Consider the following 20502-nt stretch of genomic DNA (forward strand, 5'->3'; position numbering starts at 1 on the left):
TCTTTTTTGTTGAACCTAAAGGAGGTATACTTATTATGCATATATGATAACCATTCTCAATAAAAGGAGTATTACACCGTGAATCAGCCTTCTTCGTCTGTAAATGCACCCCCGCTCAACTCACTGCTTTTTCATTTTAAGGAAATTGTGTTGGCTAGTGAGTCCAGTGATGGACTAACATCTCGTCCAAGTTCAGATCACTGTCTGCTTATGTTCATCGGCGGGGCTGGAAAGGTGGATATTGGTCAAGAACAATATGTATTCCATTCAGGTCATGGGTATTGGTTAACTCCTGGGGAATCCTATCGAATCGCTCCCTTGGAGGGAACTGTTTCTGAATACTACAAAATCACGTTCAGAGTCATTGCTATGTCGTTGGAGGCACAATCAGACATGACCTTGGCTGAAAACGCAACGGGCATGCCATCCATTTATCTTGGCTCCGTCCTGCCAGAACCGCGTGAATACGTCGTTTCCTCTTCCTCCAAGCCTATTCAGTTGGCTGAAGAGCTATTTTATAGCACCCAACAAACAATACAGCCGCATAGCCAAACCTCTGCATTGCGTCAGCAAATCATGTTTCAAGAGCTGCTCTTGCTGTGGCAGGAAGCCCACGTCCCTATTAAGCATAGCGATGACTTTAATCCGACATTGCCCGCATCGGTGGAAAGTACCCTTGCATATATGGAAAAACACTACGAAAAGCCCATTACCGTCAAGCAGCTTGCCGAACAGGCGAACGTTTCCATATGGCAATACTCCCAGTTGTTTCGCAAAATAACGGGCAAAAAGCCGCTGCATTACCTCACTGAGCTGCGCTTGACTCATGCCAAGCGGCTGCTGCTGGAATGCAAACGGCCTTTACGTGAAATTGCCCGTCAGGTGGGTTTCTCTGACGAATATTATTTTAATCGGCGTTTTAGACAAATGACCGGGGTTCCCCCTGGTCAATATGCGCTTTCCGCTCCCGGTTCTGTGTGCGTTAAGGATTGGACAGGCCACCAAATTCATATCCCGCGCCAAGCGAGCCGTATCATCTATCATGGAGAAACGATGGGCGATCTGCTCGCGTTAGGAGCCAAAGCCATCGGCGGAAGTCTGCGGCTTAGTGAATACAGCGTCTATAAACATCGTCTTGGGAACGTGACTGATGTAGGACTTCCGCTAGATACCCACTTGACCAGCGCTCTTGATCCTGATCTGATTATCATTGCCAACTCGGATGAACAGGAATATGAGCGCGTTGCAAGCATCGCGCCCACCGTCACCTTTAACTCCTTTGCCGCCCTGGAGGAACGGCTGCGTACACTTGGCGCCTGGCTCGGTAAGGAACGAGAGGCCGAACGCTGGTTAGCTACCTTTGCCGCTCGTAATCTGGCAATGTGGAACCAACTCAGTGCGCATATCACAGCCGGAGAAACCGCCTCTGTCTTTATTTTCGATCATGGCGATCGGCTCTTTGTCATGGGCATGTCCGGATTCTCATCGTCCCTTTACCACCCGCACGGCTTCCAACCCGCAGAGCCAATTCGTAAGGTGCTTGACGAGGGACTAGGCTTCGCAGAAATTGATCCGAATGAATTGCCTGATTACGCCGGAGACCGCATTTTTATGCTCGTCCCTACAGTACCAGACTCCAAGCATGCGCTGGAATGCATGCTCAACAGCCCTCTCTGGCTCAGCCTCCCTGCTGTATGTCAAGGCCGGGTATATTTCGTAGAAGCAGACCGCTGGAACTGGAGTGATGCCATGACTCGGCAAAAGCTGCTCACTGCACTGCCCAAACTGCTCATTCATTGATACTGAAATGCTGCTATTTTTTCTAAAAATGCTACATGAGTCCTTGAATACTCCCATCTGCCTCCAGCGACATATGCTCAGCTGCTGGAGATTTGGGCAGTCCTGGCATCGTCATGGTATTACCTGTTTCCACGACTACAAAGCCTGCGCCTGCAGACAATGATACGCTGGACACGTGAATGGTGAACCCCTCTGGCGCACCTAGCAAGGAAGGTTGATCTGAGAAAGAATACGGCGTTTTGGCCATGCATACAGGCAGTTGTCCAAAACCAAGCTGCTCCATACCCGCCAACGCCCGTTTGGCCGCAGGCGTGTAAGCCACCTCTGCCGCACCGTAAAGCTCCTTGGCAATGACACTAATTTTCGCTTGCAAATCAAGCGTATGATCATATAGCGGTGCAAAATGTGCTTTGTCCTCCTGAAGTAAGTTCAGCAGGCTTTGGGCCAATTTTTCTCCCCCTTGGCTTCCCTGCGCCCATACTTGTGAAAGCTCTGCGGGTACACCCAGCTTGCGGCATTCCGAGAAAATCAAATCCAACTCGGCTTCGCTGTCTGTTACAAAATGGTTAATCGCCACCAGTACAGGCACACCAAACTTTTGCAAATTCCATACATGTCGGCTCATATTGGCTAATCCGAGTTGCAATTGCTCCAGATTTTCCGCATCCAGCTCATGTTTAGCTACACCGCCGTTATATTTCAGCGCTTTGGCGGTTACAACCAGCACAGCCGCATCCGGCTGCAATCCGGACTGGCGGCACTTGATGTCAAAAAACTTTTCCGCTCCCAGCTCAGCCCCAAATCCCGCCTCTGTGACGACGACCTCTCCCAGCTTCAACGCCAGCTTTGTCCCCATCAGACTGCTACATCCATGGGCAATATTAGCAAAAGGTCCACCATGCACAATAACCGGAGTGCCCTCCAATGTCTGCACCAGATTAGGCTTTAATGCTTCCCGAAGCAGCACAGCCATAGCTTCCACCGCGTGCAGCTCCTCTGCTGTTACCGCCTCACCGGCTTCGTTATAGCCAATTACCATCCGACCCAATCGTACTTTAAGATCGTCCATATTTTCACTTAAGCATAGTACCGCCATGACTTCGGAGGCCGAGGTGATCAGAAAGCCGCTTTCTCTTACCGCTCCATTCCCCGTTCCCAATCCAGTCACAATACTTCGCAAGCTCCGGTCATTCATATCGACAGTCCGTTTCCACACAATTCGGTCTGGCTTCAGCCGCAAAGCATTTCCATGGAACAAATGGTTATCAATCATCGCTGACAGCAAATTATGCGCAGCTGAAATGGCATGGATATCCCCTGTAAAATGCAGATTAATGTCTTCCGCCGGAACAATCTGGGCCTGTCCTCCCCCGGTTGCTCCCCCTTTCATCCCAAAGCAAGGCCCAAGAGACGGCTCACGCAGTGCAGCAACGGTTTTATGCCCCATCGTATTTAGGGCCTGTGCCAGCCCGATGGTTGTCAGTGTTTTTCCTTCTCCAGCCGGAGTGGGATTCATCGCCGTAACCAGCACCAGCTTTCCATTCGGGCGATCCTTTAACTGCTCCCATAGAGATGGATTCAGCTTCGCTTTATATTTGCCATACGTCTCCAGATGCTCTTCTTCAATTCCTGCTTCTTTGGCAACATCAATAATCCTCTTCATCCTTCGTTATGTACCCCCCGTTTTATAAGTCTGAACAATGGTGTCAAACCCTTTATCATTTCATTCTACCAAAGTGTACCGTTTATTGCGCTATGATTCATTTCATCGCAAGCGTTGCTATCCTGTGAGTTATAAAAAAAGGCATCCCCTGCCCGCATGAACTTTGAGGATACTCTTTTGGCATGTCCTAATCAGCATAAATCCTCTAAAAGTCAGGACAGCTTGGGACTACAAACCATCCATATGTAAACGCTCAACTACTCTCTACTTTATAATGCTTTTCTAGCAGTTCCTTAAAAACATCAATCGGGTACTTGTATTGATCCGTTTTGAACACAATTCGGTTATTCCATTGATTCTTTTCCAGCTCGCATCCATGCTCCATATCCAGTTCCTTCATAATAAATATAATCTCATCTAAGGTTACCATCACACTATGTCTGTTCGTCGTAGTCGCCAGCATCTGCTCGCCTTCCTGTATGTATGCCTTAACGATCTGTTCATCAAACCCTTCGCTGATCATTAATTCCTTCAAGGTTTGTACAAAAAGAGCTGGCAGATTTTTGTACTGCGATTTTTTAATTCCAAACAGCGTGACGCTTAAGCGGGAAATATCATGCATAAACACAATATTTTTTCTGCGATTTAGTAAGAACAATCTGGCATGCCAACTATTCAAAGGCGGATAAATATCAACTTGAAGTGGTTCAGTCTCCCATTCCTTCAGCAGTTTTTCTGTTCCCCGTATAACAAACATCATTGCTCTCCTTTTTATTGACGGTCCTGTACCGTAGCTCGTGATCTGGCATACCTAGTCTCTCACATCAGGCATACCCTGGATATTATAACTCCGTATTCCAAACATCGGATTATAGACTATTTCAGTATGATATAGGAAGGCGGTGAATTTCCAGTAGCTTAATTACATCTTACGCTGGGGATGGAGAAAAAAATCTACTTGAGTGCCTTCAGGTTGAGAATATTAATAGTAACTTTGGAGAAAGCCTTGCCTCTACAAGGTTTCCACTTTTATCTAAAAAAGAATAGTTAATTCTAACTGAGAAAAGAATGTAGTAGAGTTAGGTCACATGTCAGCAGATTAACTGCTTCAAGCCAAAATCATAAGAAAATCTGTATTAAAAAGCTGACTTCACGGGGTAAGAAGTCAGCTTTTTACAATTTAGGCCAAAACCTTTTCTAATTATTCACAAATGTATTGCGGTTTAAATAGAGTTTTTTATTCTTGCCTACTAACTATACTTTTAATATTTTCTTTAAATGTACTTAGTTTTTGCCCATCAATATATGGATTGTTTTCTGCGTCAATACTATTAAGACTAGCTTGTTCTTTTAACGCCTGATTGACCGCATAAACGTTTCCGTTTTTAATGTCAAATTTACCTTGATATTCACCAGCCACAAAGTAAATTGGATTAAATTTAGGATCTTGTCCCTTTTTCAAAAATAAAACGAGTTCATCGCCTTGCTTAAGGTAGGGATTGTCTGTTTTTTCAACAATATTGTCTGTTTTTATTCCTAATTGGGTAATAACAATATTTTCTTCTGATTCTGTTCCTTATTAATAAAGATCATTAATACCAAACACATCTTCGCTAGGCTGTGGAGTGTAAATTCCCCAATTATCATAGCATTGTGGTGTAGTTGGATACATCAAGCATTTACTAAAGTCTTCATCTAGTCCTAAGACATGTCCTAGCTCATGAGCAGCTACTGATTGTGCCTTCTGAGAAGAATAACAACTAACATTATTGGACTGAGCAGAAAGATTCTGAAAACAAGAACTTGATTGAATTGGGCTGCGAGTTAGCAGAATCATAGGACCATGCAAAAAACCGAAAGACCTTCCTACATAGGAAGGTCTTCATAGGCCCTCTCGTACCCTGCCGGATCGGCAGAATGTATAAAAGGGGGCGGTGGATACGATTTTAACCTAACGTTTTTTCTCCTTACAAAAACAGCATTTTATTTACTGATTTTCTCTATCACTTCAAGTTCTTGCGTGGAATAATATTTCTTATCATATTCTGTTAAGTAAAATGCTTCTGGTTCCTCTGAAACTCTTAACACAATAGATTGAAAATCATGCTCGTGAAATTGAGTATAATTTTTATTATAAAAATAATCACTCTGTCTTAAATCGTGATTGATATGATATGGGTATAATCCGTGTTCCTTAGAAGCAAACCAAACGTTTTCCAACGTCATGCCCTTTTTTGTAGCTTGTCCATTTTGTTCTTTTTCCGTTTTCATTTGATCCTTCATATCCATTCCTAACACTCTCCTATTCTAAGCTATCGTCTATTCCTTTGGACTATTTCCCGAGCTTGGTCAATCGTGTAACCCTTACGAATATAATAATTCTCTTCCACATACTCCATGTGTCGATCAACCTTTTCTGGCATTGTTTCAGGACTCCAACCTTCTTGGATAGCTCTTCGAAGAAAATTTAACGGTGACTTAACTGGACGTGGTGACTGTCTCATAATAAGTAATAATTCCAATACTCGTTCAAAAGGTAACGGTCTTAGTCGTCCGTCTATTTGCTTGCTTAAAAGTTACATTTACGTATACGTAAATGTAATCGTATATGTATAAGTAAATGTTTATAATTTGAGAAACAGACCGCCCCAGGTCAAAGGATGCGGTCTGCCCCATAAAGCCCACCTTGAAGCCGCCGCCTTTATTTAAAGCGACTGCCCGAGAGCCGTGTTACCAGCACGGTCCTCCTGAAATAAGTATAACACCTCGCTCAAATGGAATAAATGCCTTTTGTGGGCGTTCATTTCAAATAAGGATTTGGATGAAATAGGTTTTGCATACACGCCCTAATAAAAGAGGCTATCTGCGATCCACGCAGATTGTGTTACGAACCCTATCCCAAGTATCAGGAAGAAACTGTTTACATATAATTGACTTAGCTAAATACCATCAATTAAGCATTGGTTTGATCCAATGTTTCAATAGAAGTAAAGCTATTCAGAATCTCTTTAGCTATCAGCAATCCAAAGCAGAAAACAATCTCTTATAAAATTGTTACAAAAGTAGGACGCTTACCATGGTACAGCTGATTTTTCAAGAAATATAGCTAGCCTCCAAACAAGATGATGGACACAGGATAACTATTTTAGGTTTTTCAACTTTTCATCATGTTGGAGAGCTTGGAAACAAACAGCCTTTAACGCTCCTCCAAAAATTCCCCTATTCAAATTCGTTGGATATTTTTTATGGAAATCCCCTCCACCACTCTATATAATTCAGATACAGTTCGCCACACGAGCTAATCTAAAAATTAGGGGTGTTCCACACCTATGCCACAGCATATTTTACTTATTGAAGACGATCTATCTATTGCTGAAATGCTGCTTAAAGCACTCACCAAGGAGGGCTACAATTTAACCACCGCCTCTGACGGGGAAGAAGGGCTTAATGCCTTTGAACGTCACACTTACGACCTGGTACTCGTGGATCTGATGATGCCGAAGGTCGATGGTATGGAGGTGATCCGACAAATTCGTACCCGTAGTGCCGTGCCGATTTTGATTATGTCGGCTAAGGACAGCGATGTGGATAAAGCGCTTGGACTGGGCTTCGGGGCAGACGATTATGTTGCCAAACCTTTTTCAATGCTCGAAATGACGGCTCGTATTCAGTCCGCGATCCGCAGATCGACTACATATGCCCGTCTGCAACAGCAGGAGGAACAGCCGCAAGCACAAGTTTTGACCTATGGAAATTTGCGCATTGATTTTGATCACTTTACTGTCACACGCGATGGAAATGAAATTCAGCTAACAGCCAAAGAATCCGATATTCTGAAGCTGTTTGCATCCAATCCGAACCGAGTATTTACGAAAGCTCAATTATACGGGTTTATTTGGAAAGACGATTATATGGGTGATGAGAATGTGATTAACGTCCATATTCGCCGCCTACGTGAAAAAATTGAAGAAGATCCCTCTCACCCTGTCCATATTAAAACGCTGTGGGGCATCGGCTACAAATGGGAGAATGGCTGATATGATCATCGAAACTATTTTTGAATGGATTGTCATCCTCATAATGTCCGTCGTTATCCTATGGCTTTGGCGGGAACGTGTAGCCCATAAGCGTAAAATCAAGAATGTCCGAACCCTACTTGAGCGGATCGTGACCGTGAATCATGCGGAAAAGCTGCTATATGTTACAGGTGACGTGGAACTGCAGCGACTCATGACGGAAATCAACCGGCTACTAGACTTAAATTTGAGGGTATCAGCCGATTACAACCGAAGCCAAATCGCTATGCGAAAAATGATTTCAAATATTTCTCACGATCTCAAGACCCCGCTTACCGTTGTGCTTGGATATGCCGAGATGCTGGATGACGATCCAGATATTTCGCCAGAAGAACGTATAAAGCTGCTATCCAGAATTCATCAAAAGACAAGCGAAGCAATTGAGATGATCGGAAGTTTTTTTAGTTTGGCGAAGCTGGAAGCTAACGATACTGACATTCAACTGACCCGACTGGAGATAGGAGAACTATGCAGACGCAGCATTTTGGAGTTTTATGATCTGCTGACGGCTCAGGGTTTTACGGTACATATTGATATCCCGGAGCATCCTATACATACCTTGGGGAACGAAGGAGCCATTGGGCGGGTGCTGAGCAATCTGATTTCGAATGCCATTCGCTACGGGGCAGAGGGTCGAACGCTAGGCCTGACGCTGTCAGAACAGCAGGATACGGTGCGTATAGAGGTGTGGGATCGTGGAAAAGGCATACAGGAGCCGGAGCAGGATAAGGTTTTTGAACGCATGTACACACTTGAGGATTCCCGTAATAAGGCGGTACAGGGCAGTGGACTGGGTCTTACGATTGCCAAGCGCCTGGTTGAATGCATGAATGGAGAGATGCAATTGACCAGCAAGCCTTATGAGCAGACCGTCTTCTCTTTTACCTTGAAGAAGATCAACTATTAAGCGAGCTGCTCAACTTAATAAATTTGTAAGGATTACGAAAGAAAAATGAACATTTCGCCCTTTATTCTTGAATTATCAACAGCACACGAAGGGAGAACACCCATGACTTACATATTACGTACACATCAGCTGACCAAAGCCATGAAGGGCAATGAAATTGTAGCAGGGGTCAGTATGAATGTGCGCAAGGGGGAAACCTATGGCTTTCTCGGTCCCAATGGAGCGGGCAAGACGACGGTGATGAAAATGATTACCAACCTGCTCAAGCCAACATCGGGCGAGATTGAACTGTTCGGTGAAAAGCTAACGCCACAGTCTTATCATCTGCTCGGACGGATGGGTTCGATTATTGAATATCCGATTTTTTATGAAAGGCTGACAGCTCAGCAAAATCTCGAACTTCATTGTGAATACATGGGCTATTATAATAAGCAGGCTGTCCGGGATGCACTGGAATTAGTGAACTTGCGGAATGCAGATGACAAGCCGGTAAAAGACTTTTCACTAGGAATGAAGCAGCGTCTCGGGATTGCCCGAGCCATTGCGACCAAGCCGGAGCTACTCATTTTAGATGAACCGATTAACGGTCTGGACCCAGTGGGAATCAAGGAAATTCGGCAGTTATTCCATATGCTATGCAAGGAATATGGGATGACGCTGCTCGTGTCCAGTCATTTATTAGCGGAAATTGAGCAGATTGCGGATACAATAGGCGTGATTAATCACGGACGGCTGATTGAGGAAGTTTCGATGGAACAGGTACGGGATACCAATACGGAATATATCGAATTTACGACCAACGATTGCAAAAAAGCAGCCTACATCCTCTCCCACCATCTGAGTCTGAATAATATAAAGGTGCTTAATGAACAGAGTATACGTATTTACGATACTAGTGTACCGCAGAAGCAAATTACGAAAACGCTCATTTTAAATGATGTAGAGGTCGATTCCATTCATCAGAAGAGCAGTACGCTGGAAGACTACTTTTTACGTCTGTTACATGGAGGGGATCACCATGCTTAAATTGATACAGTTGGAGATGAAAAAGCTTCATCTGGCGGGTTATATCCGTTCAGCGCTGATCGCCAACGCCTGTATTCTAGGGTTACTTAGTACTATTGGGCTGGACAGCCACATTGAAGGAGTACCCGAATTTACACAGTACGCTCAGCTTCTCGATCTTATGGACAATATGGTGAGAGCAACGTTTATTGTATTTGCCTCCGTTCTACTGTGCCGTTTTATCGTAGGAGAATTTAAATCCAAATCGATTACAATCTTGTTCATGTATCCGATTCATCGTCAAAAGCTAATGATCGCCAAGCTCTTGATTGTACTGATGTTTACGTTTTTATCTATTGTAATATCGGAAATCATCATTACGGCTGCGATTCATTTGCTCAACCAGTTTGTCATAATTGTACCGGATAAGCTTACTCTTTCCATACTAGCCGACCAATCGGCACGTACGCTAATCAATGCCGTTGCCGCCAGTTTTATGGGATTGGTTCCGCTGTATATGGGAATGCGAAGATACTCTGTACCCACGACCATTGTGACCTCGATTCTGATTGTAGCATTGCTTTTCTCCAATAATAACGGTGCTACCCTTAGCTCCATTGCCCCCGTGCAAATCAGCTTCTCTGTACTGGGAATGCTTGTGGCTTATGCGGCCATTCGGCGCATTGAGTATAAGGATATTGCCTAGTAATCAGGATTAAACATAGAACGCTTTCATAAAAAAATGAAAATCCTTGCTTGATATACACACATTTTTCACTGGACTTCATTCCAAAACAGGTATATCCTATAGGAGAAATTAAAAAACGGAATAAGGATCTTCGGGGTAGGGTGAGATTCCTAACCGGCGGTATGGCTCATGGAGCTAAGCCCGCGACTCTGTATCTGGCAACAAGATACGGACTGATTTGGTGAGATGCCAAAGCCGACGGTAAAGTCCGGATGGAAGAAGATCGAAATATGAACATGCCGCAAAGTCGATGAATACTGCATTATGGTTGTGCAGTGACTTCATTTAACTTGCATCAAACGGCAAGTTTATTTGATCAACCCCCGTCTTGCATGGCCTTCGCCATGGACGGGGGTTTTTGTGCCACCGGTCCTGTATTCGCAAGGAGCTAAATAAGTATGAGTCAATCATCAACTGTACTAACATCCAAGGATTTTGATCGTAGCTCCCACATGAAAAGCGGTTTTTGGCTAGTCGCAATTGGAGCGGCCTTGTGGGGCGCAGACCCGCTGTTTCGTATTATTTTGTTAAAATCATTTACCTCAGCACAAATCGTACTGATGGAGCATGTACTGCTCTTTATCGCTCTGACGCCGATGCTGTGGAAGCATCGCGAGGAGCTTAAAACGATACGATTTCGTCAGGTTTTCGCTATTTTGTTTGTCTCATGGGGTGGCTCGGCACTGGCCAGTGTGATTTTCACCATGGCACTCAGCAACGGTGATCTGAATGCCGTACTTTTACTTCAGAAGCTTCAACCTTTGGTTGCTATTATTCTGGCCCGCGTGATATTGAAGGAAATGTTACCGCGTCATTTTGGAATATTAATTGTCATCGCTCTGTTCGGGACGTATCTTCTGACCTTCGGTTGGTCGCTTCCCTTTGGACATGTTCATGATTTTGTTCAAGTTGGTAGTCTGCTTGCACTGGGTGCAGCGATTCTGTGGGGCGGTTCGACCGTTATGGGCAGCTACTTGCTCCGTTCGATGAAATATGAAACGGTAACCTCCCTTCGCTTCATGGTGGCGCTCCCTCTGCTCATTGTTCTCACCTCTGTGGAGCATGCTCCGTGGAATATGCCTACAGGTACATGGGCGGGCGCAGCTGTAATTATCAACTTGCTGCTGCAGGCATTGCTTCCGGGTCTTCTCAGCTTATTACTGTATTACAAAGGCTTAAGTACAACCAAAGCTTCTTATGCTACGATGGCAGAATTGAGCTTTCCTATGGTAGGTGTTGTGATTAACTGGATCGCTTTCCAACAAATCGTTACCGTAGCGCAATTAACTGGTTTTATGCTTATCTGGGTTACACTCTTTATGATTTCTCGTCAGCAAAAAAATTAACAGATCCATTTGCTTTATACTCACCTCAAGCCAAATCATGAAGGTGCTTTTGCATCTCTGATTTGGCTTTTTATGTATGCATATTCATACCGTGATTAGCCCTTAAGAACTATTTTTTAAAAAATGTACCTAAAACATGCCTTGATTCATCATTTTTTAAGATTACATCTATAAAATCAGTCGATTTCTGTCGAATAAAACAATGTAGTGACCATCAGACACAGAGGAGAAAAAACATGACTAAAGAAAAACAAACAGTTCCGTGGTGGAACAGGTTTCTCAAGCAATTTTATTTAATGAGGACAAAATTAATCATTTCTTTTTTGGCTGTGTTATTGATTCCGAGCTTACTTATTGGATACTTTTCTTATCAGGGGGCTACGACACAGCTCAGTCAGCAAATGGCTAATTCCGTATACACGAATCTGTATCTGATCCAAAGCAATGTCAATCAGTATGTATCCCCGATCATGAAGGACGTGGACGTCCTTACCAGTGAAATCCAGGCTGATTCCATTGGTTCCGATCAAGAAGCCCTTCAGAAAAAATTGGATGACATCGTCAAAGCTCATCCTGAGTTAGATGCCGCGCTCCTTGGCAATGCGAAAGGAGAATATATCCGTTCTCCGCTAAAAAAGGAGGCTGATTATGATCCTAGGGAGAGAAAATGGTACAAAAATGCGATGCTACATAAGGGCAACATATTTGTCGGTGTTCCAGTTGCCAGCGTTACGACAGGGAACCTAGTAGTTAATGTATCGGCAACGCTGAAGAACGGTGAAGGGGCTGTTGCATTGGCTTTGAATCTGGACAAGATGGGGGACAGTCTGCAGTCTGTTAAGATAGGCGAACGCGGAGGACTCATCATTGTTGATTCTGATCATAAGGTTGTATCTGGAGCTGGAACAGCCTTTGACAAGACTGGCAAAAAACCGGCTGACACTATGGAGGGACTTCCCAAAGTGGCGGCAACCGGAGAAAATGATACTCCTTCCGTGTCGCAAATTAAATTTATGAATCGGGATGTGCTGGCCTTTACACTTAAGGACCCTCTCACTGGATGGAATATTGTTGCATTATCGGATCTGGAGGATTATAGTGATGCAGCCCAACCGATTCTGAGGCAAAGCCTGATTGTAATTGTTATTTCCATACTGGCCGCTGCGATCATCATAGTGCTAATGATCCGCTCATTCCTGATCCCTCTCAAGAAGCTGCAAGCAGGAACACGGATCGTCCGTGATGGAAATCTGACCGAACGTGTTAATATATCTAGAAAGGACGAGTTCGGCGAGCTGGCACAGAATTTTGACCAGATGACACATTCCTTGCATACGATGGTCTCCGAGGTCAACCAAACGTCCTCACGGCTTGCTTCCTCTTCTCTGGTAATCAAGGAAAGCACAGAACAAACGACGGAATCCGTACAACACGTAGCGGAAACGGTTATGGAATCCGCAGAAAATGCAGCAACCAGCGCCGAGGCATCCGAGCAAACTGCCAATGCCGTTGAAGAAATGGCGAAGGGTGTCAGCACGATTGCCGAATCGGCAAGCTCCATCGTGGATTCAGCAGGACAAACCGAGCAAGACGTAGCTCAAGGCAGTCAAATGATTAGCCATGTGCGGACACAGATGGACCGCATTCTGGAAGCTGTAAGCCAAACGGCTAGTCTGATGGATGAGCTATCCCAACTCTCGGACGATGCGAAGCAAATGAATGCGGCTATAGCTGCCATTGCCAAGCAAACTAATTTGTTGTCCCTGAACGCATCTATTGAAGCCTCCAGAGCAGGCGAAGCTGGGCGTGGCTTTGCCGTAGTCGCTATAGAGGTACGCAAACTGTCGGAACAGTCCAAGGAAAGCGCTGATTCCATCAGTCAGATCATTACGCAGATGCTCGATTTGATTCAACGCTCTACCGCCACGATGAATGGCAATGTTCGTAATCAGGTGGGTGAAGGATTACGAATTAGCCAAGATGCAGAAGGTGCATTTGCGAATATTGAACGCTCAACTTCTCACATTGTGGAACAAATTCAAAGTGTATCCGCTGCTGCTGAACAAATCTCAGCCAGTACAGAGGAAGTTTCCGCCACTGTTACCCATTTGGCAAGCCTATCACGCAATTCGGCGGACAGTTCGCAGACAACCTCCGCTGCCGCTCAAGAGCAAATGGCAGCCATGGAGGAAATCGCATCTTCCTCACAAGAGTTGTCCAACATGGCACAGGATCTGCAAGAGCTGGTTAAGCGATTTAAGATTTAACCTACACATTGCATCGTTGCAGTTTCATGCTAGTAAGATGGGCAGCAGTACATCTAATTACTAGAGGATTTTTCAAAATCCTGACTAACAAAGCCTTCGTCCGCATACAAAATACGGGCGAAGGCTTTTTCGTTGGTTCCTTTAGACAATGTCTCGTATTTACCTATATGCTCATCTGCCCCGTTAGTTGGCGGCGTCTATCCCCTTCTGGATCATGTTCCACCATAATATTCTGATGAAAAATGGCTGTAGCTCGCTGTTGCTTGTCGTACATCGGCCATGCCGTCTCAGGCAGCATAGGCTCCCCATCACGTGCAAAAGCAATCCATGCCTGCTGCATATCATGAGCGAGCTTCTGCATCGAAGGCTGAATCTCTAATCCAAGCTTGCCTAGCAGCTCCAGATTGTCGAAAACAAAAGCAATCTCTGCACCGTGAACCGCTTGTCCGAAAGTTGGATGTCCCGGCAGGGTCCAATCAAAACGATACATCCATACCGATGCATACGCCGACTGTGCAGCGGCAAGAGCCAGCGCGGGACGCCAAAAAAAGAGATCGGTCAACATTTGCGCCTGTTCCTCAATGGTAACTGGAAAAGGCTCTATCAGGTCGCCAATGTCGGACATGCCTGTCATCATTTCTAATGCCTGACGTGCTGTTGGCTTGTTCATTAGATGGGATTCTTTGCGGATGAAATAGTTCCCCTCATGCAAGTTCGTTCCAATCATAACAGATACCTGTTTGGCTGAGCCTTGGGCGATTGCAGACAGGGGTACATCCGGCAAGGTCACCCCGTCTACAACGGGTTGATAAATCATCGCCATCCCTGGTCCGATGACTTCATGTGTTTTTGCCATAGCGAGCATCAACGCATCTGTCGGCAACGTAAACAATCGCTCAGGATGCTGAGTGTCTACACCCAGTTGCTGTAAATACACAGCCGCCACTTGCTCGGCCTGTGCAGTTGGCAACACCTGCGATGCCCCGCTCTGCAAAATTGCACGCTGGAACAGCCCCTCAGCGGCTGGCATCGCCAATAAAGCGGCAATACTCATCGCGCCTGCCGATTCACCGAACACCGTTACTTCATCCGGGTTGCCGCCAAAGGCAGAAATATGATCCCTAACCCATTTCAGTGCAGCGATTTGATCCAACAGTCCGGCATTTGAGGTCAGCCCATTTCCCTTTGGAGTCAAATGCAAAAATCCTAACGGCCCTAACCGATAATTGACCGTAACTACAACAACATCGCCATTCTTCGCCATGTGTTCCCCGTCATATAAAGGTATAATCCCAGATCCAGTGACAAAGGCACCACCATGAATCCACACCATCACCGGACGTCCCTTCTCAGGAGCCTTCGAAGCTGGTGTCCAAATGTTCAGGTACAAGCAATCCTCGGACTGCTCTGGCGGTTCCACCAGATTTCCAGTCATACTTTCAGCGGAGGGCATGGGTTGCGGACAGATGGGTCCGAAACTCGTCGCAGTCCGTACACCCTCCCACGGCTCCAAAGGCTGTGGCCCATGAAAACGTAGTTTTCCAACAGGAGGCTGTGCATATGGAACACCTTTCCACACATGATATCCATTCCTTGTTTCCCCACGTAATTGACCTAAACGAGTATGTACTGTAACACTCTCCATCATGAACCCTCCTTTATCTCGTATGTTTAACATAACGGTATAATATCAATCTTTACATATCTCTATTATACCCTTTGTGCAGGACCAAACCAAAAAATACCGGAAGCGCTTTTGCGCTCCGGCATTTTGTAAACAGGATGGGCGGATCGTGATTAGTCCCGAACCTCTTCTTTCGGAATCAGCTTGTAAATTTCTTCGCTTTCCATTGAATCAATCAATCGGTCTAGCCACTTGTAATAAGCCACAGCCTGCTTCATTTTCATACGGTCTTGCTGTAGAATCGCCTTAAATTCCTCGTATTCTTCACCCTGCGCCATCAATTTGTCCAGTTCATCAATGGCTTTGCGCAGTACGAGTAAATTTGTTTCTACTGCTTTTCTCCATTTAATAGCGAAGAAGTCAGTAAATGTTTGATACCAATCATACTCGACTTCATACAAGTCCTTGCGTGAGCCCTTGCTCCATACCTTGTTCACCATTTTCAGATCCAACAACGTTCGAACTCCTGTACTCATGCTCGTTTTGCTCATTTCCATTTCACGGCCCATCTCATCCAGCGTCATCGGTTTATCCGCAAAAAAAAGCAAACCGTACAAATGCCCCGCGGACAGAGTGATCCCATATAGGTCCATGTTTTTACCTATAGCTTCTATGACACGTTTGCGAATTTTTTGCAGCGATGCCTGCTGCTCATCACCTAACTGGTACAAGCTCATGCTTGCAACCTCCTAATTTTAGAGCATTTTGCACAACCTAGTATGAACGACTTACCCGTAAAGGATTAGCTTTGACGCAATATATGAAATCTTTCAAATACTGAATGAAATGTTTCAAAAGCAAAGCTTCTGTCTATATTACAACAGCATGATCGTTCAAAATCATAATTCGCAAAATTGCTAATGATAGTAAACTTTTAAAATTATGGATATACATAAATCTTTTTCTTATGGTCATATTTCATTGTCTATTTTAAAAAAAGCACTATCGGTTGTAAAGTTCCGAATGTTTGAGCATTCTAAAGAACGAAGGAGCATATCGAAGAAAAGTTTGTACAGTTTTTTCTGTACGTACTTTACGAACAGTTTTTTTGTTTGAAATGTAAGCAATGCTTCTGTTACAATTAATTTTGTCATTAACCGTTCAGGATGTACAGAATTATGATTTTTATACTCAATCCATCATGCAACATGGGGTTAATACCAAGCAAAGTATAGAAAGAAGAGGTGTATGTATGACGATTTTGGAAGTCAAAAATGTCAGCAAACTCTTTGGTCCTCACGCAGAGCAAGGTGTTCCGCTCCTGGAGCAAGGCTGGGGCAAGGAAAAGCTGGCCAAAGAAAAACAGATTACTGTTGGTGTTAATAAGGCCAACATGGAAATTAAGCAAGGTGAAATTTTCGTAATTATGGGGTTATCAGGTAGCGGCAAGTCCACTTTGGTGCGAATGCTAAATCGCTTGATTGAGCCTACCTCCGGTGAAATTCTGGTCCACGGCAAAGATCTCCGTAAGATGAACAAAGAACAACTCCGCGAAGTTCGTCGTAAAACCATCAGTATGGTTTTTCAAAAGTTCGCCCTGTTCCCACATCGGACTGTATTGGAAAATGTAGAATACGGTCTTGAAATTCAAAAGGTAGATAAAGCACAACGCCAGGAAAAGGCACAACAAGCGCTGGAACTGGTTGGTCTTAAAAACTGGGGCGATAAGATGCCCGATGAGTTAAGTGGCGGTATGCAGCAGCGTGTCGGTCTGGCACGGGCACTCGCGAATGACCCTGAAGTTCTCCTGATGGATGAAGCATTCAGCGCATTGGATCCTCTCATTCGCCGTGACATGCAAGATGAGCTGCTGGAGCTTCAAGATAAAATGAAGAAAACAATTGTCTTTATCACCCATGATCTGGATGAAGCGCTGCGGATTGGTGACCGGATTGCATTGATGCGGGACGGAGTGGTCGTACAAATTGGTACACCGGAAGAAATTATGATCCAACCAGCTAACTCTTATGTAGCTCGCTTCGTCGAGGATGTGGATCTGTCCAAAGTATTGACGGCTGCTCATGTCATGCTTCGTCCAGAAACCATCACTATGGACCGCGGTCCGCGTGTAGCTCTGGAATTGATGCGGGAGCGTGGGATTTCCAATCTATTCGTCATTGATCGCACCAAAAAGCTACTGGGTGTTATTAATGCCGAGGATGCTGTTCATGCTCTGCGCAACAATCTGAAGATTGAAGATATTTTAATCACTGACGGACCGCAGGTGACTGCTGAAACTGTCATTAATGATTTGTTTGAAATTACAAGCTCGTCCAAGGTGCCACTGGCTGTCGTCGATGACAAGCAGAAGTTGCTGGGCGTTATCGTCCGTGGAGCTTTACTGGGTGCACTAAGTGGAGATGTACCTACTACAAAGGAGGTGAATGCCCATGATACCGAAACTGCCAATCGCTGAGTGGATTCAATCCATTGTAGACTGGATGGGTATTCATCTGGCTGGATTGTTTAATGTTATTTCTTCGGTTATTGAAGCCGTAGTAGGCTTTTTCTCTGGCTTGTTTATGCTTCCGCACCCTCTGGTGTTCATCGTGATCATCGGAATTATTGCCTTTATGATTGGCCGGGTGCAGCTTACACTGTTTACTGTCATCGGCTTCCTGCTGATTGATAATCTCGGCTATTGGAGTGAAACGATGAATACGCTCGGACTAGTCATCACGTCTGCGCTTGTATCCATTGTTATCGGGATTCCGATCGGAATCTGGTGTGCATACAGTAAATCAGCATCACGCATTATCACGCCTTTACTTGATTTTATGCAGACGATGCCTGCGTTCGTGTACTTGCTCCCGGCGGTTACCTTTTTCAGCCTGGGTGTTGTACCAGGTGTTATCGCATCAGTTATCTTCGCGATCCCCCCAACCATTCGCATGACCAACTTGGGGATTATGCAAGTATCGGATGAGCTGGTTGAAGCCTCTGATGCATTTGGTTCAACATCAGCGCAAAAGCTGTTTAAAGTACAGCTGCCACTGGCATTGCCTACCTTAATGGCTGGTATTAATCAGACGATTATGCTGTCACTGTCCATGGTTGTTATTGCTTCGATGATCGGTGCGGAAGGCATCGGTGCAGTTGTGTATCGTGCTGTGACCCAGCTGCAAATTGGTAAAGGTTTTGAAGCCGGCTTGGCTGTAGTCGTTCTAGCTATTGTGCTTGACCGCTTTACACAAAACCTGTTTAAACCGACGAAAAAAAGCAAAAGTCGTGTATCCAGCAAGCAAAAGGTATGGATCACCTCAGCAGTTACAGCAGTTATTCTGATCGCTGGCGCATCTCAATATTTTGTTGGAACTGATCATTCCGCTGCTGGTAAAGGTAGTGCTGCTGCCAATCCGATTGGTGCAGAGGTTGATTATAGAATTATCGGTATTGATGCCGGGGCAGGCATTATGAAGTCGACGGCTAAAGCAATTCAAGACTACAATTTGTCTGATTGGAAGCTAGTCGAGGGTTCTGGTGCGGCCATGACAGCCACACTGGACAAAGCCATCAAAGCGAAAAAACCGATCATTATTACCGGTTGGACTCCTCACTGGATGTTCAACAAGTATGATCTCAAATATTTGGAAGACCCTAAAAAGTCTTATGGTGAAGCTGAGGGTATTCATACGATTGCCCGCAAAGGTTTGCAGCAGGATGCTCCTACTGCTTATGAGTTTCTAAAACGTTTCAAATGGACAGCGGAAGATATGGGTGAAATGATGGTTGCTATCCAAGGCGGAACCAGTCCAGAGCAAGCTGCCAAGGATTGGGCAGAGAAACATGCCGACAAGGTTCAGGAATGGACTCAAGGACTGCAAACTGTCAATGGCGATACCTTTAAGCTAAGCTATGTAGCTTGGGATTCGGAAATTGCGAGTACGAATTTGCTGAAATATATAATGGAAAACAAATTGGGTTATAAAGTAACCGCACTGCAAGTTGAAGCAGGTCCTATGTGGACGGGTGTCGCTAGTGGTGATGTAGATGCCTCACCGGCTGCATGGCTGCCGTTAACGCATGCGGATTACTGGACTAAATACAAAGATAAGCTCGACGACCTAGGTGCGAATATGACTGGTGTTAAAACCGGGTTGGTCGTTCCAGCTTACATGAATGTTAAATCAATTACTGAATTGCAGGGGAACGGAGCCGAAGCGGCTCCGGCTTCCGCCGCTACTGGGGACTTTGGCAAGGAGGTCGGCTACCGTATTGTCGGTACCGACCCTGGCGCCGGACTGATGAAGCTGACTGCTAAAGCTATCAGTGACTATGGATTGTCTGACTGGAAACTGCTTGAAAGCTCTGGAGCTGCTATGACCGCTACACTGGATAAAGCTATCAAAGCCAAGCAGCCTATCGTTGTAACTGGTTGGACTCCTCACTGGATGTTTAACAAGTATGATTTGAAATACTTGAAAGACCCTAAAAAAGCATACGGTGATAAAGAAGAAATTCATACCATTGCCCGCAAAGGCTTGAAACAGGATGCTCCTGTGGCTTATGAATTTCTAAGCCGTTTCAAGTGGACTGCTGATGATATGGGTGAAGTGATGATCGCAATTCAAGATGGTACTCCCCCACAGCAGGCTGCCAAGAACTGGGCTGATAAGCATCCTGATAAGGTACAGGAATGGATCAAGGGCTTGCAGCCCGTCAACGGCGATCCCCTGAAGCTGAGCTACGCTGCTTGGGATTCTGAAATTGCCAGTACGAACGTATTGAAATATGTATTAGAACAAAAATTGGGCTATAAAGTAACAGCGCTGCAAGTGGAAATCGGTCCTATGTGGACAGGCGTGGCTGGCGGAAGTGTAGATGCTACTGCAGCCGCCTGGCTTCCATTGACGCATGCTGATTATTGGGCTCAATATAAGGATAAAGTAGATGACATCGGAACCAGCATGACTGGCGTTATGTCCGGACTTGTCGTTCCATCCTATGTACCGATTGATTCTATTGAGGATCTTAAAACGCAATAATACTTCTTTCACTTTTAAATT

At 45.0% G+C, this 20502-nt stretch carries 16 protein-coding genes and 1 riboswitch; of the genes, 9 read left to right on the top strand and 7 right to left on the bottom strand.

Going from position 1 to position 20502, the window contains the following annotated elements; translation table 11 throughout:
• The first annotated feature begins 78 nt into the window (after nt 1–78).
• Entirely contained in the window at nt 79–1800 is a 1722-nt protein-coding gene (locus tag KSP24_RS09125; protein ID WP_216974956.1) for a helix-turn-helix domain-containing protein, read from the top strand.
• Nucleotides 1801–1831: 31 nt separating this feature from the next.
• On the opposite strand, the gene KSP24_RS09130 is transcribed toward KSP24_RS09125, so the two are convergent.
• The 5 genes from KSP24_RS09130 to KSP24_RS09150 all read right to left on the bottom strand — a co-directional run bounded on the left by KSP24_RS09130 (nt 1832) and on the right by KSP24_RS09150 (nt 5752).
• The gene (locus KSP24_RS09130; RefSeq protein ID WP_216974957.1) at nt 1832–3463 is read right to left on the bottom strand and encodes a formate--tetrahydrofolate ligase; all 1632 of its coding nucleotides are present in this window, start codon (nt 3461–3463) and stop codon (nt 1832–1834) included.
• 253 nt (nt 3464–3716) lie between these two features.
• The gene (locus tag KSP24_RS09135; protein WP_013369916.1) at nt 3717–4220 is read right to left on the bottom strand and encodes a DUF6933 domain-containing protein; all 504 of its coding nucleotides are present in this window, start codon (nt 4218–4220) and stop codon (nt 3717–3719) included.
• 480 nt (nt 4221–4700) lie between these two features.
• Nucleotides 4701–4925 (bottom strand): hypothetical protein, encoded by a 225-nt coding sequence (locus KSP24_RS09140; protein ID WP_216974958.1) that lies wholly within the window; start codon nt 4923–4925, stop codon nt 4701–4703.
• Nucleotides 4926–5042: 117 nt separating this feature from the next.
• A complete protein-coding gene (locus KSP24_RS25620) occupies nt 5043–5300 on the bottom strand; it encodes a matrixin family metalloprotease (protein ID WP_155742191.1) in 258 nt (85 codons plus the stop codon).
• A gap of 146 nt (nt 5301–5446) precedes the next feature.
• Complete coding sequence (locus KSP24_RS09150; protein ID WP_216974959.1) at nt 5447–5752, bottom strand: hypothetical protein; 306 nt, start codon at nt 5750–5752, stop codon at nt 5447–5449.
• A 1040-nt stretch (nt 5753–6792) separates the two neighbouring features.
• Between KSP24_RS09150 and KSP24_RS09155 the strand changes: the two genes are divergently transcribed.
• The 6 genes from KSP24_RS09155 (at nt 6793) to KSP24_RS09180 (ending at nt 13812) form a co-directional block, all read left to right on the top strand.
• Complete coding sequence (locus tag KSP24_RS09155) at nt 6793–7500, top strand: response regulator transcription factor (protein ID WP_216974960.1); 708 nt, start codon at nt 6793–6795, stop codon at nt 7498–7500.
• 1 nt (nt 7501) lies between these two features.
• Entirely contained in the window at nt 7502–8446 is a 945-nt protein-coding gene (locus tag KSP24_RS09160) for a sensor histidine kinase (protein ID WP_129548884.1), read from the top strand.
• Nucleotides 8447–8548: 102 nt separating this feature from the next.
• Nucleotides 8549–9472, top strand: coding sequence for an ABC transporter ATP-binding protein (locus KSP24_RS09165; RefSeq protein WP_216974961.1), 924 nt, complete (start codon nt 8549–8551; stop codon nt 9470–9472).
• The gene (locus tag KSP24_RS09170; protein ID WP_216974962.1) at nt 9465–10157 is read left to right on the top strand and encodes an ABC transporter permease; all 693 of its coding nucleotides are present in this window, start codon (nt 9465–9467) and stop codon (nt 10155–10157) included. The genes KSP24_RS09165 and KSP24_RS09170 overlap by 8 nt, the downstream gene beginning before the upstream one ends.
• A gap of 125 nt (nt 10158–10282) precedes the next feature.
• A riboswitch (FMN riboswitch) is annotated at nt 10283–10427 on the top strand.
• 170 nt (nt 10428–10597) lie between these two features.
• On the top strand, nt 10598–11545 hold the full coding sequence (locus KSP24_RS09175) for a DMT family transporter (protein ID WP_064962348.1): 948 nt from the start codon (nt 10598–10600) through the stop codon (nt 11543–11545).
• A 236-nt stretch (nt 11546–11781) separates the two neighbouring features.
• Complete coding sequence (locus tag KSP24_RS09180) at nt 11782–13812, top strand: methyl-accepting chemotaxis protein (protein WP_216974963.1); 2031 nt, start codon at nt 11782–11784, stop codon at nt 13810–13812.
• 163 nt (nt 13813–13975) lie between these two features.
• On the opposite strand, the gene KSP24_RS09185 is transcribed toward KSP24_RS09180, so the two are convergent.
• On the bottom strand, nt 13976–15457 hold the full coding sequence (locus KSP24_RS09185; RefSeq protein WP_216974964.1) for a carboxylesterase/lipase family protein: 1482 nt from the start codon (nt 15455–15457) through the stop codon (nt 13976–13978).
• Between the two features lie 152 nt (nt 15458–15609).
• Nucleotides 15610–16173, bottom strand: a complete 564-nt coding sequence (locus tag KSP24_RS09190) for a GbsR/MarR family transcriptional regulator (RefSeq protein WP_013369906.1) — start codon at nt 16171–16173, stop codon at nt 15610–15612.
• A gap of 515 nt (nt 16174–16688) precedes the next feature.
• Between KSP24_RS09190 and KSP24_RS09195 the strand changes: the two genes are divergently transcribed.
• The gene (locus KSP24_RS09195) at nt 16689–17912 is read left to right on the top strand and encodes a quaternary amine ABC transporter ATP-binding protein (protein ID WP_014599546.1); all 1224 of its coding nucleotides are present in this window, start codon (nt 16689–16691) and stop codon (nt 17910–17912) included.
• Nucleotides 17887–20481, top strand: a complete 2595-nt coding sequence (locus KSP24_RS09200) for a glycine betaine ABC transporter substrate-binding protein (RefSeq protein ID WP_254207706.1) — start codon at nt 17887–17889, stop codon at nt 20479–20481. Before KSP24_RS09195 ends, KSP24_RS09200 begins: the two co-directional genes overlap by 26 nt.
• The last annotated feature ends 21 nt before the right edge of the window (nt 20482–20502 follow it).

It is taken from the genome of Paenibacillus sp. AK121 (genome assembly GCF_019042715.1).
Lineage (GTDB): Bacteria > Bacillota > Bacilli > Paenibacillales > Paenibacillaceae > Paenibacillus > Paenibacillus polymyxa_C.

Coding starts and splice junctions, on each gene's coding strand:
- KSP24_RS09130 (WP_216974957.1), bottom strand. CDS start 3,463: ATGAAGAGGATTATTGATGTTGCCAAAGAAGCAGGAATTGAAGAAGAG.
- KSP24_RS09135 (WP_013369916.1), bottom strand. CDS start 4,220: ATGTTTGTTATACGGGGAACAGAAAAACTGCTGAAGGAATGGGAGACT.
- KSP24_RS25620 (WP_155742191.1), bottom strand. CDS start 5,300: ATGATTCTGCTAACTCGCAGCCCAATTCAATCAAGTTCTTGTTTTCAG.
- KSP24_RS09150 (WP_216974959.1), bottom strand. CDS start 5,752: ATGGATATGAAGGATCAAATGAAAACGGAAAAAGAACAAAATGGACAA.
- KSP24_RS09155 (WP_216974960.1), top strand. CDS start 6,793: ATGCCACAGCATATTTTACTTATTGAAGACGATCTATCTATTGCTGAA.
- KSP24_RS09160 (WP_129548884.1), top strand. CDS start 7,502: ATGATCATCGAAACTATTTTTGAATGGATTGTCATCCTCATAATGTCC.
- KSP24_RS09165 (WP_216974961.1), top strand. CDS start 8,549: ATGACTTACATATTACGTACACATCAGCTGACCAAAGCCATGAAGGGC.
- KSP24_RS09170 (WP_216974962.1), top strand. CDS start 9,465: ATGCTTAAATTGATACAGTTGGAGATGAAAAAGCTTCATCTGGCGGGT.
- KSP24_RS09175 (WP_064962348.1), top strand. CDS start 10,598: ATGAGTCAATCATCAACTGTACTAACATCCAAGGATTTTGATCGTAGC.
- KSP24_RS09180 (WP_216974963.1), top strand. CDS start 11,782: ATGACTAAAGAAAAACAAACAGTTCCGTGGTGGAACAGGTTTCTCAAG.
- KSP24_RS09185 (WP_216974964.1), bottom strand. CDS start 15,457: ATGGAGAGTGTTACAGTACATACTCGTTTAGGTCAATTACGTGGGGAA.
- KSP24_RS09190 (WP_013369906.1), bottom strand. CDS start 16,173: ATGAGCTTGTACCAGTTAGGTGATGAGCAGCAGGCATCGCTGCAAAAA.
- KSP24_RS09195 (WP_014599546.1), top strand. CDS start 16,689: ATGACGATTTTGGAAGTCAAAAATGTCAGCAAACTCTTTGGTCCTCAC.
- KSP24_RS09200 (WP_254207706.1), top strand. CDS start 17,887: ATGATACCGAAACTGCCAATCGCTGAGTGGATTCAATCCATTGTAGAC.